Here is a 16,012-nt window from a genome sequence, read left to right on the forward strand (position 1 = left end):
CCACAAGGGGAGAAGGGAAGAAAGGGGTGGGCCTACCCCACTTCGCTCAGCAGCTTGCTCGCTGCGGCGCGGGCTTCGTCGGTTACCTTGGCGCCGGCCAGCATGCGGGCGACTTCCTCCTGCCGCGCGGCCACGTCGAGCGGTTTGACATGGGTGCGCATGAAGGCGCCTTCCTTGACCGCCTGCTTTTCGATCAGCAGATGTCGCTGCGCCCGCGCGGCGACCTGGGGTGCATGGGTCACGGCCAGGACCTGCACCTTGCCCGCCAGCCGCGCCAGGCGCCGGCCGATGGCATCGGCGACGGCACCGCCCACCCCGGTGTCGATTTCGTCAAAGATCAGCACCGGCGCCGAGCCGCGATCGGCCAGCACCACCTTGAGCGCCAGCAGGAACCGGCTGAGCTCGCCGCCCGAGGCCACCTTGAGCAGCGGACCGGCGGCCGTGCCCGGATTGGTCTGCACGTGAAAGGCGATCTGGTCGAAACCGGCGGTGGCAATGCGCGCCGTATCGACCTGGTGATCGACGATGAACCTGGCCGAGCCGAGCTTGAGATCGGGCAATTCGGCGCCGACGGCCTTGGACAGCGCACCGGCGGCCTTGGCCCGGCCGGCACTCAACCCCTGGGCGGCCTTGCGATAGGCCTCCAGTGCCTTGGCCTCAGCGGACTCCAGGGCCACAAGCCTTGTCTCCCCGCCCTGCAGCGTTTCGAGATCGGCGCTGTATTTGGCGAGCACGTCGACCAGACCATCGCAACTGGTCTGATGCTTGCGGGCGGCAGCGCGCAGCGCGAAGAGGCGTTCCTCGACGCCCTCCAGCTCGGCCGGATCATAGGCCATTTCGCGCTTGAGCTCTTCGAGCGCATCGCTCGTGCGGTCAAGCGCCACCAGCGATGCATCGATGGTGTCGACAATGGGCTGGAACAGCGTCGAGCCGCCATCGATCTTGCGCATCAGCCGGCGCATCAGGCTGGCCAGGGACGGCGCGGGCGCCGAAGGGCCATTGAGCATTTCATCGATCTCGGTGACGTCCGAGGCTGAGCGCTCGACCTGCTGCAGGTGCTGGCGGCGCTCGGCGAGTTCCTCTTCCTCGCCGGGGACCGGCTTGAGCTTGGAAAGCTCCTCGACGGTATGGCGGGCATAATCCTCGGCGGCCAGCGCCTGGGCCACCAGCGCCTTTTGCGCCGCCACCGCCTCCTGGGCGTCGCTCACCTCGGCAAAGGCATCCCGCACCTTGGCGACGGCGCCTTCCAGCTCGCCAAAAGCATCGAGCGCCGCGCGGTGGGTGGCAACATCGACCAGCGCACGATCATCGTGCTGGCCGTGGATTTCGACGATCTGGCTGCCGACCCGCTGCAGCAAGGCTGCCGAGACCGGTTGGTCATTGATGAAGGCGCGGGTGCGGCCATCGGCAAACTGCACCCGGCGCAGGATCACGTCTTCGTCGTCGGGAATGGCATTGTCGCGCAAGGCGGCGCGGGCCGGATGGTCGGCGGCCAGCTGCAGCACGGCAACCACCTGGCCGCTCTCCTGCCCGCTGCGCACCAGCGAGGCGTCGCCCCGCCCGCCAAGCGCCAGGGTGAGCGCATCGAGCAGGATGGACTTGCCAGCACCGGTCTCGCCGGTCAGCACGGTCATGCCGCCGTCCAGAGCCAGATCGAGCTGGTCGATGAGGACGATGTTGCGAACCGAAAGCGCGTTCAGCATGCGCGGACTATTCCCAAGCTTCGTGTCGCCCGGCGACACTTGTGACTGCGGTATCCTACCATTGCCGCGTCATCACCGCGAACGGTCGCACCGACTTCTCAACAGACCTCACCGCGCGCCTGTCTCGCCAGCCGCCCATTGGGCCTGACGAATACAAACGAACCGGGGCGCATTGTAGCGCCCCGGAACAAACTAGCAACAGATTACTTCTTGACCTCTCCCTTGGGGGAGAGGTCGACCCTCTTGGATCGGGTGAGGGAGCCTTTACGCGTGCAGTGGGTCGGGGAAGGCCCCCTCACCCGTCTTGCTACGCAAGCCGACCTCTCCCTCAAAGGGAGACGTAAGAATCCTCAGCTCCGCAGCGACGCCATCCAGCTGCCGCTGTTGACAGAGGGGGCTACGCCCTGCTTGCCCAGCAGCTCGAAGGCCTGCTTGTACCAGGTGCTCGACGGGTAATTGTGACCCAGAACGGCCGTGGCCGTGGCGGCCTCATTGGTGAGCCCGAGCGAAAGATAGGCCTCGGTCAGGCGGAACAGGGCTTCCTCGATGTGAGTCGAGGTCTGCCAGGTTTCCACCACGACGCGGAAGCGGTTGATGGCGGCGGTATACTGCCCATTGCCGAGATAGTAGCGGCCAACCGACATTTCCTTGCCGGCGAGCTGGTCATAGGCCACCAGGAGCTTTTCCTTGGAGTCCTCGGCATATTCGGAATTCGGATAGGTGGAGATCACCAGACGATAGGTCTCGATCGCGTCGGTCGACAGCTGCTGGTCGCGCGTGATGTCCTTGATCTGGGCAAAGTAGGCATTGCCCTTGAGATAGAGAACATAGGCGGCGTCCTTGCCGTTGGGATAGAGCGCCATGAAGCGGTCTGCCGCCAGGATCGCCTCTTCCAGCTCGCCGCTGCGATAGTTGGCATAGACCTGCATCAGCTTGGACTTCTCGACCAGCGGGTCGCGCGGGTGCTGCCGGTCAAGCTGCTCCAGCGACTTGATCGCGGTCTGGAAATACTGGCGATCCATGTCGTCCAGCGCAGACTGGTAGAGGGTCGCGGCCGGAATGATCGGCGCTTCCTTGACCTTCTGCGGACCGAACATGCTGCAGCCGGCCAGAACGGCGGTGAGAATGGCAATCGTCAGGAACCGGGTGGCCCGGCTGGTGAAACCACCAAATGCGTCAACTGTCACGAATTGCCCCGTCATTATAGGAACCGCTGGCTGCGGCGTAGTTAGCAAATGGATCAAAACTGTGGCGCCGCAAGGCCGACCCGGAAGGGATCAGCGCACGGACCGCAGATAGTGATTGACCGCCAACCCGTCGGGCTGATCATCGAACGCCTCGAATTCGAGCGGCAGGTCTTCAGCACCAACTATCTCATAGTTGGCCTCGCTGGCAAATAGACCGCTCAACACATGGGCGTTAAGGGCATGCCCACCCTTGTAGGAGCGGAAGCGCCCCCAGATCGGCAGACCGCCCAGGGACAGATCGCCGATGGCATCGAGCAGCTTGTGGCGGACGAACTCGTCCTCGTAGCGCAGGCCGCCCGGATTGAGGATCTTGTCCTCGTGCACGGTAATGGAATTGTCGAGGCTGGAACCCAGCGCGTAGCCGGCCTGGCGCAGGATCTTGGCATCGCGCACGAAGCCAAAGGTGCGGGCCCGCGAAACGTCTTCATAGTAGCGACGCGGCGTCCAGTCGAAGATCATGCGCTGGCGGCCGATGACCTTGCTGTCAAAATCGATCTCGAGATCGAGCGCGCGTCCATTGTAGGGCTCGAGGGCGGCAAAGGCATCGTTGTTGCGCACGGTAACGGCGCGGATGACTTTGAGGAACTTGCGCTGCGCCGGCTGGATTTCCATGCCGACCTGCAGGATGGCTTCGGCGAAAGGCCGCGCGCTGCCGTCCAGGATCGGGCATTCGCCGCCATCAAGGGTGATCACGGCGTTGTCGACGCCCATGCCGCTGAGGGCGGAGGTGACATGCTCGATGGTGGCGACGCTGACGCTGTCGCCCAGGTCGAGCGTGGTGCACAGCGTGGTGCGGGTGACGCGCGAGAAATGGACGGCCACGGGCGTTGTGGTGGAGCCATCGCCCTGCTGGCGGCAGATGGTAAGACCGGTGTCGGCAGCGCCAGGGCTGATGGTCAGCGTGACGGGCTGGCCGCTATGAACGCCGTAACCGGCGAAGCTGATCGCCGCCGCGAGGGTACGCTGGCGCGTGGACAATTTGTGCATACGCGAATAACTCCGACCCCAAGCCCCATACGCCCGGAATCTGTGTTAGCCAAAAAAAACTCGGTGCGAAAGTCGCACCGAGCAATGTTCTGAGGATATCGTCACCCCGGATTAACCGTGCTTGCGCAGAAAAGCCGGGATTTCCAGACTGTCCTTTTGCGGCGCCGGTGCGGGCTGGCGACCATGCGGATCGAGCGTGCCACGGGCACCCTCGATGGGCGGCGCAACGCGCGAAGTCCTTGCGCCACCGGCCTCTATGGCACTGCGGGCAGCGGCATCATCGGCGGCGGAATAGGCGGTTTCGTCTTTGACCGGCGCAGCCGGCTGACCCAGATTGAGGCCGACATTGGAAGCAAGCTTCTTGAACAGGGCACGCGCATTGCGCGGCTCCGGATCATGACGTTCCTGCGGCTCCTGTGACCGCCTCGCAACAATCGGCAGCTCCTCGGTGCGCGGCATGCGGCGCTGACCTTCGGGGCGGGCGGCATGGGACGGCACATAGACGCTGGGAATCGGCGACTCATCGACGACATGGGCGTCTTCTGCCTCCTGCACGCTTTCAGCGGCGGGAATGTAGGGCTCGACGGAAACGCCGTCATCTTCCTGATCGTGATAGGTGGAAGCGGACATGTCGAAGCTGAAGGCTTCGGCCACGGCGGCTTCGACCTGATGCTCGATGGCCTGCTGCACCGGCGCAGCGGGAGCTGCACGTTCGACCTGTGCACGGGTCGGCTCGACCGGCACGTGACGGCGCACTTCCAGCGGCGTGCGCGAGGCATGCGGCTTGGCCGGCTCGAGCGCCTGCACCATGGTCGCATCGGTGCCGGTGGCAACGACGGAGACGCGGATCGTGCCGGTAAGGCTCGGATCGTAGGTCGCGCCGAGGATGATGTTGCAATCGGGATCGACTTCCTCGCGGATGCGGCTGGCCGCTTCGTCGACTTCATAAAGGGTGAGGTCCGGACCGCCGGTGATGGAGATCAGCAGGCCCCGTGCGCCATGCATCGACACATCGTCGAGCAGCGGATTGGCAATGGCGGCTTCTGCGGCGTGGCGGGCACGATCTTCGCCCGAGGCTTCGCCCGTACCCATCATCGCCTTGCCCATGCCACGCATCACGGCGCGCACGTCGGCGAAGTCGAGGTTGATCAGGCCTTCCTTGACCATCAGGTCGGTGATGCAGGCAACGCCCGAGAACAGCACCTGGTCGGCCATCGCGAAAGCGTCGGCGAAAGTGGTCTTCTCGTTGGCAACGCGGAACAGGTTCTGGTTGGGAATGACGATCAGCGTATCGACATGGCGATGCAGCTCGTCGATGCCGTCTTCGGCAAGACGCGCCCGGCGATTGCCTTCGAAATTGAACGGCTTGGTGACGACGCCAACGGTCAGGATACCCTGCTCGCGGGCCGCGCGGGCCACGACGGGCGCCGCACCGGTGCCGGTGCCACCGCCCATGCCGGCGGTGATGAACACCATATGGCTGCCGGAGAGGTGATCATTGATCTCGTCCCAGCTTTCCTCGGCCGCCGCACGGCCGACTTCGGGATGCGAGCCAGCGCCGAGGCCTTCGGTAACGCCGACGCCGAGCTGGATGATGCGCTGCGCCTTGCTGAGCGCCAGAGCCTGGGCGTCGGTGTTGGCGACAACGAAGTCCACCCCATCGAGCCCGGATTCGATCATGTTGTTAACGGCGTTGCCGCCGGCGCCACCGCAACCGAAGACGGTAATGCGCGGCTTCAGTTCCTGAATGTCCGGGATGGTGAGGTTGATGGTCATAGGTGGCCTCATAGTGGCTTGGTTGGTAAAGATTTACCCTCCCAAACGTTAACCGGCCCCTAACAATTGTCCCGCCGGTGTTAACGTGATCGCAATTTGCGACACTTGCCGGTTACCCTTTGACCGCCCGTTAACCACGCTCCGGCGTTGCCGGATGCGGCACACCAGCTTGACAGGCTTAATATAACCAAATAGCAATATAACGTATTGGTTCTGTATAGCGGAGAAAAAATCGTGACCAAGATCATGCCCTGCCTGTGGTTCGACAACCGCATCGATGAGGCCATCGATTTCTACACCAGCACCTTCAGATCGGCGAAGGTGCACGACATCAAGCGCCAGACCCCGGACGGCCCGGCCTTTACCGCGGTGATCGAACTCGAGGGCCACAAGTTCATGCTGCTCAATGGCAGCCAGGGCGGCGAGCCGACCCGCTTTCCCTTCACCGAAGCGGTGAGCTTCATGATCGACTGCGCCGACCAGGCAGAGGTGGACTATTTCTGGAACGCCTTTGTCGGCAATGGCGGCGCGGAAAGCATGTGCGGCTGGTGCAAGGACAGGTTCGACCTCTCCTGGCAGGTGGTGCCCAGGCAGATTTTCAGCACGGTCTTTGGCGCGGACCAGGCCGGGGCCGGCCGGGCCATGCAGGCCATGCTGGGCATGAAGAAGCTGATCGTGGCCGATCTCGAAAAGGCCTATGCGGGCTGAGTTGGACTGGGCACTGGCGGCGGGCTAGGCTGGCGCGCACGTCACCTGAGTCCCCGTCATGCTCGAAGCATTCCTCGCCGCCTGGATCGGCGTGGCCCTCGCCCAGGCCTCGCCGGGCCCCAATATGATGGCGGTGGCCAGCGTCGCCCTCGGCCAGGGCCGCAAGCCCGCCTTGCTGCTGGTCACCGGCATCGGCACCGGCACGCTGGTCTGGGCGGCCGCGGTATCGCTGGGGCTCGGGGCGCTGTTCGCGGCCTTTCCGCTGCTCCTCACCCTGCTCAAATTCGCCGGCGGGCTCTATCTGCTGCTGATCGCCTATAGAGCGCTGCGCGCCATTCTGGCAGGCACAACCTCGACCGTGACGGCCAACAGGACGCCGTTGAGCAATCTCGGCGCCTGGCGGCGCGGCTTCTTCGTGGTGATGACCAATCCCAAGGCGGCGCTGATGTGGTCGGCCGTGGCGACCTTTCTGTTCGGCGCGGGCCTCGACAGCGCGCAGGTATTGGCTTTCGGACCTGTGGTCGCCATTTCCGCCATGACCATCTACGGCGCCTATGGGCTGCTGTTTTCGACCGGCGTTGCCATGCGCGCCTATACCCGCTTCTGGCGCGCAATCGAGGCCGCGTTCGGCCTCGCCTTCGGGGCGCTGGGCGCGACGCTGCTGGTCTGGGGCATCCGCGACCTGCGGAGCTAGAGGAACAACCGGGAGGGCGGAATGGACCAGCATGGGCTAATCGCGGCAGTGACCGAGAAAATGGCGAACCAGGAGGCCCTGCGCGGCCTCTTCCTCGCCGGCAGTTTCGGCCGCGGGACGGCCGACGAATGGAGCGATGTCGATCTCGTTGCACTTGCAGCACCGGATGATCACGCCGCGCTGGCGGCCAGTTGGCGCCAGCTGCTGCAGTCCATTACGCCGATCGTATTCTGGCAGGAACTGTCGCGAGGCGGCCTGCTGATCAATGCCGTTTCCGAGGATTGGCTACGCTGCGACCTGATCATCGTGCCGCCGACGGGCTTCGGTCAACGCGCCAGGAATACGGTGAAGCCGCTCATCGACCGCGATGGACTATACGAAGCCTTGCCCGATGCCCTGCCGCCAAGAGAGCCGAATGCGGGCACCGTGCACTATCTCATTCACGAGTTCATCCGCATGCTGGGGCTTATGCCCGTCGGCGCGGGGCGCGGCGAATATGTGACCATGGTGCTTGGCGTGGGCATGATGCGCGGGCATCTTGAAACCCTGCTGATGCAGGACGTGACGGCGCCAGATCCGGGCGGCATCCTGCATCAATCCACACTCCTGTCGCCAGAACAGATGGCCCTGCTGGCCTCCCTGCCCTATCCCGGACCCGAACGGGACGCGCTGATCGAAGCCAATTTCGCCATTGCCCGCGAATTCATGCCCAGGGCACGTGCCATGGCGGAACGACTTGGGCTCGCCTGGCCGGAAGAATTCGAGGCGGCAACTCGGCGACGGCTTGCACTGACACTGGGAGAAGCGGCCGGGCGGGCATGGTGACTAGAAGCTGGTCCTGAGCCAGTTCCCGACCCGGGCGAAATAGCCGTCCGTGCCGGTCAGCTTGCGGCTGCTGCGCGGCTCGGAATATTCCTGCGAACAGACCTGCGGATAGATCAGCATGCCGGCGACCGTGGCAAAGGCGGCGCCCTTGGCCATTTCGGGCAGGCCGGCAATGCCCATGGGCCGGCCGGTGCGCACATTGCGGGCGAGAGTACGGCGGGCGACTTCGGGCAGGCCGGTCATCTCGCTGGCGCCGCCCGTCAAGACGAAGCGGCGGCCGCAGACATCCATCATGCCGGTGGCCTGCATGCGGTCGCGGATGGCGGTGAGGATTTCCTCGATGCGCGGTCGCATGATGCGCGTCAGCACCGAACGGGCCACCTGCCCCGGCGCTTCGTCATGCTGGGCGCCGACCGGATTGATGGCGATGAGGTCGCGCTCGTCGGCCTGGCCGGGCAGGACGGAGCCGTAGAAGGTCTTGAGGCGCTCGGCATCGTCGACGCTGACCGACAGCTGGCGGGCGATGTCGAGGGTGAGGTGATGCCCGCCGATGGCGATGGCATCGGCATAGACCAGATGGCCGTCATTGAAGACCGAAACCGTCGTGGTCGCGCCGCCGAAGTCGATGCAGGCAACCCCGAGCTGGGATTCATCGTCGACCAGCACCGACAGGCCCGAGGCATAGGGTGTGGCGATCAGCGCCTCGATCTGCAGGTGGCAGCGGTGCAGCACCAGTTCGAGATTGCGCATGGCCAGGGTTTCCGAGCTGATCACGGCAACATCGACGCCCAGCTTGTCGCCGACCATGCCCTTGGGGTCGCGGATGCCCTTCTGGCCATCGATCGCGTAACCGATGGGTAACGCATGGATGATGGAGCGTTCCGGACGCACCGAGCGCTCGTTGACGGCGCGCAGGACGCGATGGATATCGGCCCTCTCGACCTCCTGCCCATCGAGCGACACGGCCGCCGAGAAGGTCTCCGAGCCCAGCCGGCCGGCGGTGACATTGACAATGACGCTTTCCAGCGTCAGCCCTGCGGCCCGCTCGGCCATGCCGACCACGGAGCGGATGGCCTGCTCGGCCTTTTCGATGTCGGTGACGACGCCGCTCTTGACCCCCGAGGACGGGCCGTAGCCAAAGCCGATCACTTCGGCCTGGTGCGAGCGGCCGCGCAGCGCCCTGCCCTCGGCCCGCGGCGTCAGCCGGGCGATCACGCAGCAGATCTTGGTCGAGCCGATATCGAGCACGGCCACCAGCGTGGTCTTGCCGGGCTGGACGGGGCGAAGCCGGGAGGTCATGGCATCGGTCATCATTGCGGGGTAGTCGCTTGAAACAGGGTTGTTGAGGGGAGATTGCGGGGCGGCAGCGGATAGGGCTGGGTCGAGCGGGCGCGCTCGGCAATGGCCGCCTTGCGCTCCTCCTCGTCCTTGGCCAGTTCCTCTTCGGTCTTGGTCGGACGAACGGCAACGAGGCTGGCGACGCGCATGTCGATCACCGTCAGGTCGCGGTCCAGCAGCTGATAGTCGGCCTGGTAGCTTTCGAGGTGCCGCAGCGCCCGGGCCACGCCCAGCTCCGGCAACTGCACGCGCAGGCCCGTGTCATAGATGAGATCCCAGCGCCGGTCGGCGATGCGCGACAGCGCCATCAAGCCATCCTTGAGGGCGGCATGCTGGTCGAGCGCGCGGATCATCACCATGGCATCGTCATTGGCGCCATCGCCGACGACCAGCGGCAGGTCGCCATAGGCGCCGCGGTCTTCGCCGATCTGCTCGCCCGATGCATCGACCACGAAGGTGATGCCGTCGACATGCCAGCGCGCCACCGGCACTTTCTCGGTGATCGAGACGATGACATCGCCCGGATAGGTCTTGCGCACGGTGGCGGCGCTGACGGCGGGCAGTTCGGCAATGCGCTGGCGGGCCGCCTCCACGTCGAAGGAGACCGTGGATGTATGGGGTTCGACGCCCAGCGCGTCGAAGATGGCCTGTTCGCTGGTGAGCGCCTGGCCGGTAATGGAGATTTCCCCGATGGCAAAGCCCGCATCGGCGAACCGGCCCTGCGCCACTTCGCCCAGCACCGTGGCACCAGCGGCAAGCGGATCGCGCAGTTGATAGAGCAGACCTGCCGTCACCAGCAGCGCAGCCGCGCCAGCAGCGCGCAGCATCGCCTTGCGATGCAGCACCCAGGCACGGCCGATATTGTTGGCCAGCTTGCGCTGGCGGGAGCGGACAGGAACAGGCAATGCGCGCGGATCAACGATCCTAGCGCCGGCGAGAAAGGTCTCGCTCTTTACCTGTTGCAACTCGCGTCCTCCACCATCCAGGCGACTAGTTCTTCGAAGGAATGCCCGGCATATAGCGCCTGTTCGGGCGCCAGAGAGGTGGGGGTCATGCCCGGCTGGGTGTTGATTTCCAGACAGACAAGCTCACCATCTTCTCCCGCCGCGTCATTGAAGCGGAAGTCGGTTCGGGTGATGCCGCGGCAGCCAAGCGCGGCATGCGCCTTCAGGCTCATCTTCTGCACTTTGTCGTAAATTTTCGGTGAAATCTGAGCGGGGATAACATGTTGTGATCCACCGGCGCTGTATTTCGCCTCGTAATTGTAGAAGGCGAGGTCGGTGACGATCTCGGTCACCGGCAGGGCGACGTCGCCCATCACCGCGCAGGTCAGCTCGCGGCCCGGAATGTAGCGCTCGACCATCAGCTCCTCGCCGCCCTTCCAGTCCTCGCCCAGGATTTCCTGCGGCGGATGGGACTGGTCGGCCTTGACGATCAGGATGCCGAAGCTCGACCCATCGGCAACCGGCTTGACCACATAGGGCGCCGGCATGACATGGGCGCGGCCCACTTCGGCCCTGGAGGCGATGACATGGTCGGTGACCGGCACGCCCGCGGCCTTGAGCATGATCTTGGCCTGGTGCTTGTCCATGGCCAGCGCGGAGGCGAGAACGCCCGAATGGGTATAGGGAATGCGCAGGAATTCCAGCACGCCCTGAATGGTGCCATCCTCGCCGAACCGGCCATGCAGCGCATTGAACGCCACGTCCGGCGCGACCTCGCGCAGGCGTTCGGCAATATCATAGCCGACATCGACCTCGGTCACCCGGTAGCCGGCGCGGCGCAACGCCTCGGCGCAGCCCTGACCCGAGCTCAGCGAGACGGGACGCTCATTGGACAGGCCACCCATCAGGACGGCGACATGCTTGGTCATGGGGTGGTCCTGATGTTCCGGAAAGCAGCGAGCGAGAGACCCCTCATCCGCCCTTCGGTCACCTTTTCCCGCAAGGGGAGAAGGTGGGCTCCGGGGATGGGGAGGCACTGTGCTCCCCCTCTCCCCTTGCGGGAGAAGGTGGATCGGCCGCAGGCCGGGACGGGTGAGGGGTTTGGATGAGCAAACACCAGCATGCTCATTCCGGCTCTTTTCCGATCAGCGCGCCCAGCTCGGCCGGCAGGGCGGCGGCCCATTGGGTGATGTTGCCGGCACCCAGGCAGACGACATAGTCGCCATCCTCGGCGCGGCCGGCGAGCAGCGGGGCCAGCGCCTCGGCGCGGTCGATGATGCGCGCGTCGCGATGGCCGCGGGCGCGGATGCGGGTGACGAGCTCTTCATGGGTGACGCCGGGGATCGGCTGCTCGCCCGCGGCATAGACCGGCGCGACGATGACCGTATCGGCATCGTTGAAGCAGGCGGCAAAATCGTCGAACAGGTCGTTGAGGCGGCTATAGCGGTGCGGCTGCACTACGGCAATGACATCGCGGCGGGTCGAGGACCGCGCGGCCTTCAGCACGGCGGCAATTTCCACCGGGTGGTGGCCATAGTCGTCGATGACGGTGATGCCGCCAACCACGCCCGTCCGGGTAAAGCGGCGCTTGACCCCGGTAAAGCCCTTGAGCCCCTTGCGGATCGCCTCGGCCGGCACATGCAGCTGGTCGGCCACGGCAATGGCGGCCGTGGCGTTGAGCGCGTTGTGCACGCCCGGCATGGGGAGTTCGAGCCCGCTGATGCGCAACTGGGTCTGGCGGATGCGGTCGCGGATCTCCACGGCAAAGTGGCTGACGCCGTCAATGGTTTCCAGATCGACCAGTCGCACATCGGCCTGCGGGTTCTGGCCATAGGTGATGACGCGGCGGTCCTTGATCTGGCCGACCAGCGCCTGCACTTCGGGATGATCGAGGCACATCACGGCAAAGCCGTAGAAGGGCACGTTCTCGACAAACTGGTGGAATGCCTTCTTGACCCCTTCGAAATCGCCATAATGGTCGAGATGCTCGGGATCGATATTGGTGACGATGGCGACATCGGCCGGCAGCTTGATGAAGGTGCCGTCGCTCTCGTCGGCCTCGACCACCATCCACTCCCCTGCCCCCAGGCGCGCATTGGTGCCATAGGCATTGATGATGCCGCCATTGATGACGGTCGGATCGAGGTTGCCGGCATCGAGCAAGGTCGCCACCAGCGTGGTCGTCGTGGTCTTGCCATGCGTGCCGCCAATGGCGATGGCGGTCTTGAAGCGCATGATCTCGGCGAGCATCTCGGCACGACGCACGATCGGCAGGGCCTTGGCACGCGCTGCGACCAGCTCGGGATTGTCCTTCTTGATGGCGGAGGACACGACCACCACCTCGGCCTGGCCGAGATTGTCGCCGCTCTGGCCGATCTCCACCTTGATGCCCATGTCGAGCAGGCGCTGCACATTGGGATTGAGCGAGGCGTCGGAGCCCTGCACGGTATAGCCCTGGTTGTGCAGGATTTCGGCAATGCCGCTCATGCCGATGCCGCCGATGCCGATGAAGTGGACGGGCCCGATATTGCGGGGCATTTTCATGAGCGAGTATCCACTTCGAGGTTCTTGCCGGACAGCATTTCGGCGAGGTCAGCCAGCTTTTCCACGGCGCGCGGCTGTCCCAGCGCGCGGGCGGCAGCGGCCGCTCTGTTCAGGGTGGCGGGGTCGTCTAGCAGGTTCGTGAGGCGAGTGCCTAGCGATTGCGGCGATAGCGTGGCCTGCTCGGCCAGCCAGCCGGCACCCGCCGTATCGACCACCATGGCATTGTTCTTCTGGTCCGCATCCACTGCGCCGGGCAGCGGCACCAGGATGGCCGGGCGCCCCAATACGGTCAGCTCGGCAATGGTCGAGGCGCCGGAGCGGCCGATCACTAGGTGACTGCGTGACATGCGCTCGGGCAGATCGGTGAAGAAGGCCGCCAGTTCGACATTGACCTTGGCCTGCCGATAGGTTTCGGCCACCCGGTCGAGGTCTTCGGCGCGGCATTGCTGGACGATGTGAAGCCGATGCCGGAGCCCTTCGGGCATGCTCGCGATGGCGGCTGGCACGATGTCGGAGAGGGCCTTGGCGCCCTGGCTGCCGCCGAAGATCACCAGGCGGATCGGGCTGTCGCCGCCGAGCGCCGGATAGGGCGTACCGGCCACCGCGCGCACCCGGTCACGCACCGGATTGCCCGTTACCAGCTTTTCAAGGCTCAACTGGTCGGCGAACTTGGTCCTGTCATAGCTCATCGCCAGGATGTCGGCGAAGCGGGCCAGGGCGCGATTGGCGCGCCCCATGACCGCATTCTGCTCGTGCAGGATGCCGGGAATACCCAAGAGGCTCGCGGCAACGAAGGGCGGAAAGGTCGGATAGCCACCAAAGCCGATGACGCAATCGGGCCTGGCCTTGCGCAGCTTGCCGAAGGCGACGGCAATGCCGCCCAGGATCCGGAAGCCACCGGCGAGGAACTTGAACGGGTTGGTGAGCGATGGGGTGGCCGAGGGCACGATGTGGATCGCACTGGCCGGAAAATCGGCGCCATAGCTTTCGACGCGGTGGTCGGTCATCAGCTCGACCGCGTGCCCGCGCCGGATGAGCTCCTGCGCCAGCGCCATGGCCGGGAAGAGGTGTCCTCCCGTGCCGCCTGCCATCAACATGAATTTCTTCATTCTGCTGGCGCCAGTGGCGCTACGGCGCTGCGATAGCTGGGCAGGCCGGTGGCCATGCGCTCTTCGGGCTTGGTGCGGGTCATGGCGAGCATCAACCCCATGCCGAAGGCAATGGCAATCATGGACGTGCCGCCATAGCTGACAAAGGGCAGCGTCATGCCCTTGGGCGGAACGAGGTTGAGGTTCACGGCCAGGTTGATCCCCGATTGCATGGCAAACTGAATCGCCAGCGTGGAGGCGGCGAGGCGGGCGAACAGGCTCGTCTGCCTTTGTGCCCCCATCATGGCGCGGATCACGATGAAGGCGATCAGCGCAACCAGAACCATGCAGAACAGGATTCCGAACTCGCCTGCGGCGGCGGAAAAGACATAGTCGGCATGCGCGTCGGGAATGAGCTTCTTGGCGATGGATTCACCCGGGCCACGGCCGAACCAGCCGCCCTCGAGCAGCGACTGCAGCGCGCGATCGATCTGGTAGGTGTTGCCGCCCCCCTCGGGGTTGAGGAAGGTATCGATGCGGCGCGAAAAGTGCGGGAAGAACATATAGGCGCCAAACAGCAGCCCGCCCGCGGCCCCGGCCAGCCCGAAAATGATGAACCAGGAAATGCCCGAGAGGAACAGCAGCACGGCCCAGGTCGCCAACACCAGCGCCGTCTGCCCGATATCGGGCTGCAGCAGCAGGCCCACGACAATCGCCAGCATGATGGCAGTCGCGATGATCTTGCCGGGCACATTCTTGTGCACCATGGATTCCGAAAACAGCCAGGCGGCGATCACCGCAAAGCCCGGCTTGACGAATTCGGAGGGCTGAATCGACTGGCCGGCAAAGGAAATCCAGCGCCGGGCGCCCTTGACCTCGGTGCCGAAGCGCAGCGTGGCCCACAGCAGCAGCAGGCTCACCACCAGCGTCACCAGCGCCCAGATGCGCGCCTGCCGATGGCTGAGAAACGAGGTGCCCACCAGCACGATCAGCGCCGGCACGCAGAACATGGCGTGGCGGATGATGAAATGCCAGGGACTGAGGCCCAGCCGCTCGGCCACCGGCGGACTGGCCGCAAAGCTCAGCACCATGCCGCAGGTCATCAGCAGGATCAGCGCGCCGAGCAGTTCCCGGTCAATCGACCACCACCACTCCGCCAGAGGCGTCTTTTCGGCACGGGAAAACATCATGAAGGAAACGCCGGGCTACTCGATACAAACTGCCTGCAATTGTAGCAGGTGGTTGGTTACCGATTTCCGAACCCGCGTTGCGTTTTGCGACTCCGCGACAGCAAAAAGCGCGCGGACCGGCAAATCCGCGCGCTTTCCCCTGCTGTGAGGCTGCCGACCCTACTGGAGGATGGCGATATCGCTGATCATGCCGTCGACGCCCTCGATGGCTCCGACTTCCGTGGCGGCGCCGGATTCCAGATCGACGGTGTGGAGCACATTGTCGACCACCAGATAGGCGGTGTTTTCCAGGGCCTCGGTGGCGGCGATGTCGAAGGCATAGCTCGAGCCCTCGACGCCGAGCTCGCCGATGGCGCCCAGCGTGCCGTCATTGGGTGAGACCTGCTGGATCAGTGCCGCGATGGTGGCGTCGATGTCATACATGGCCGTGGCTTCGGGCTTGCCGATCGAATTGATATAGGCGGCGGCAACGATGGCCGGGGTCTCGCCCTCATGCATGTCGCCGGCCTCAAAGGCGAGCGAGCCATCGACCGTCACCATGCCGTCATCGACATTGACGCGATGATTGGTGCCATCGGTCGCCATCAGGCGGAGGCGGTCGGCCATGGGGTTGAAGTCGACGATGGCGCCCTCGAAGCTGGGCAGCATTTCCGACAGGGTGGATTTCATCGTGGCGGCGCCACTGGCCGTGTCGATGGTGACGACTTCGCCCGCCAGCGTCACGCCATAGAGCAGCTTGTCGGCGGGGCGCACATCGATGCCGGCAAGGCCATCGACACCGGTGACATCCATCGTGCCGCTGACGGCGCGGGTCTCGGTGTCGAACATCACCAGGGTCGTGCCACCGACAAGTCCGATGGCGGGGGCGGCATGGGCGGCGGTGGCAAGCGTGGCGGTGCCGAGCAGCAGGGCAGCGCGCAGGGCGTAGCGAGCGGTAGCAGTCACGGGAAGTCTCCTCGTTTGGGCCA

Annotated in this window: 14 protein-coding genes; 3 read left to right on the forward strand and 11 right to left on the reverse strand. The window is 64.9% G+C overall.

Annotation, left to right across the window (positions count from 1 at the left end; all coding sequences use genetic code 11):
• Positions 1-32: 32 nt before the first annotated feature.
• The 4 genes from recN to ftsZ all read right to left on the reverse strand — a co-directional run bounded on the left by recN (position 33) and on the right by ftsZ (position 5,713).
• A complete protein-coding gene (gene recN / locus ACLI1C_RS13075) occupies positions 33-1,703 on the reverse strand; it encodes a DNA repair protein RecN (RefSeq protein ID WP_411397429.1) in 1,671 nt (556 codons plus the stop codon).
• A gap of 350 nt (positions 1,704-2,053) precedes the next feature.
• On the reverse strand, positions 2,054-2,890 hold the full coding sequence (locus ACLI1C_RS13080; RefSeq protein WP_411397430.1) for an outer membrane protein assembly factor BamD: 837 nt from the start codon (positions 2,888-2,890) through the stop codon (positions 2,054-2,056).
• A gap of 90 nt (positions 2,891-2,980) precedes the next feature.
• Positions 2,981-3,937, reverse strand: coding sequence for a UDP-3-O-acyl-N-acetylglucosamine deacetylase (lpxC, locus tag ACLI1C_RS13085; protein ID WP_411397431.1), 957 nt, complete (start codon positions 3,935-3,937; stop codon positions 2,981-2,983).
• A 111-nt stretch (positions 3,938-4,048) separates the two neighbouring features.
• Positions 4,049-5,713 (reverse strand): cell division protein FtsZ, encoded by a 1,665-nt coding sequence (gene ftsZ, locus ACLI1C_RS13090; RefSeq protein WP_411397433.1) that lies wholly within the window; start codon positions 5,711-5,713, stop codon positions 4,049-4,051.
• A gap of 234 nt (positions 5,714-5,947) precedes the next feature.
• Between ftsZ and ACLI1C_RS13095 the strand changes: the two genes are divergently transcribed.
• From ACLI1C_RS13095 to ACLI1C_RS13105, 3 genes are read left to right on the forward strand one after another with little or no spacing between them, the layout of a single operon-like run.
• A complete protein-coding gene (locus ACLI1C_RS13095) occupies positions 5,948-6,421 on the forward strand; it encodes a VOC family protein (RefSeq protein WP_411397435.1) in 474 nt (157 codons plus the stop codon).
• A 58-nt stretch (positions 6,422-6,479) separates the two neighbouring features.
• Positions 6,480-7,115 carry a LysE family translocator gene (locus tag ACLI1C_RS13100; protein ID WP_411397436.1) on the forward strand — a complete coding sequence of 212 codons (636 nt, stop codon included), beginning with the start codon at positions 6,480-6,482 and terminating at the stop codon, positions 7,113-7,115.
• 21 nt (positions 7,116-7,136) lie between these two features.
• A complete protein-coding gene (locus tag ACLI1C_RS13105) occupies positions 7,137-7,940 on the forward strand; it encodes a nucleotidyltransferase domain-containing protein (protein WP_411397437.1) in 804 nt (267 codons plus the stop codon).
• Here ACLI1C_RS13105 and ftsA read toward each other — a convergent pair whose 3' ends face one another.
• The 7 genes from ftsA to ACLI1C_RS13140 all read right to left on the reverse strand — a co-directional run bounded on the left by ftsA (position 7,941) and on the right by ACLI1C_RS13140 (position 15,989).
• Positions 7,941-9,239: a cell division protein FtsA gene (gene ftsA, locus ACLI1C_RS13110; protein ID WP_411397438.1), complete on the reverse strand. Its 1,299-nt coding sequence runs from the start codon at positions 9,237-9,239 to the stop codon at positions 7,941-7,943.
• An 11-nt stretch (positions 9,240-9,250) separates the two neighbouring features.
• Positions 9,251-10,243 carry a cell division protein FtsQ/DivIB gene (locus ACLI1C_RS13115; protein ID WP_411397440.1) on the reverse strand — a complete coding sequence of 331 codons (993 nt, stop codon included), beginning with the start codon at positions 10,241-10,243 and terminating at the stop codon, positions 9,251-9,253.
• Positions 10,231-11,151 (reverse strand): D-alanine--D-alanine ligase, encoded by a 921-nt coding sequence (locus ACLI1C_RS13120; RefSeq protein ID WP_411397442.1) that lies wholly within the window; start codon positions 11,149-11,151, stop codon positions 10,231-10,233. Before ACLI1C_RS13120 ends, ACLI1C_RS13115 begins: the two co-directional genes overlap by 13 nt.
• A gap of 196 nt (positions 11,152-11,347) precedes the next feature.
• A complete protein-coding gene (gene murC, locus ACLI1C_RS13125) occupies positions 11,348-12,766 on the reverse strand; it encodes a UDP-N-acetylmuramate--L-alanine ligase (RefSeq protein ID WP_411397443.1) in 1,419 nt (472 codons plus the stop codon).
• Positions 12,763-13,875: an undecaprenyldiphospho-muramoylpentapeptide beta-N-acetylglucosaminyltransferase gene (murG, locus tag ACLI1C_RS13130; protein WP_411397445.1), complete on the reverse strand. Its 1,113-nt coding sequence runs from the start codon at positions 13,873-13,875 to the stop codon at positions 12,763-12,765. Before murG ends, murC begins: the two co-directional genes overlap by 4 nt.
• The gene (locus tag ACLI1C_RS13135) at positions 13,872-15,041 is read right to left on the reverse strand and encodes an FtsW/RodA/SpoVE family cell cycle protein (RefSeq protein WP_411398329.1); all 1,170 of its coding nucleotides are present in this window, start codon (positions 15,039-15,041) and stop codon (positions 13,872-13,874) included. The genes murG and ACLI1C_RS13135 overlap by 4 nt, the downstream gene beginning before the upstream one ends.
• Positions 15,042-15,203: 162 nt before the next feature.
• Positions 15,204-15,989: a DUF4394 domain-containing protein gene (locus tag ACLI1C_RS13140; RefSeq protein WP_411397447.1), complete on the reverse strand. Its 786-nt coding sequence runs from the start codon at positions 15,987-15,989 to the stop codon at positions 15,204-15,206.
• Positions 15,990-16,012: the final 23 nt, after the last annotated feature.

Source organism: Devosia sp. XGJD_8 (genome assembly GCF_046614475.1).
Classification (GTDB): Bacteria; Pseudomonadota; Alphaproteobacteria; order Rhizobiales; family Devosiaceae; genus Devosia.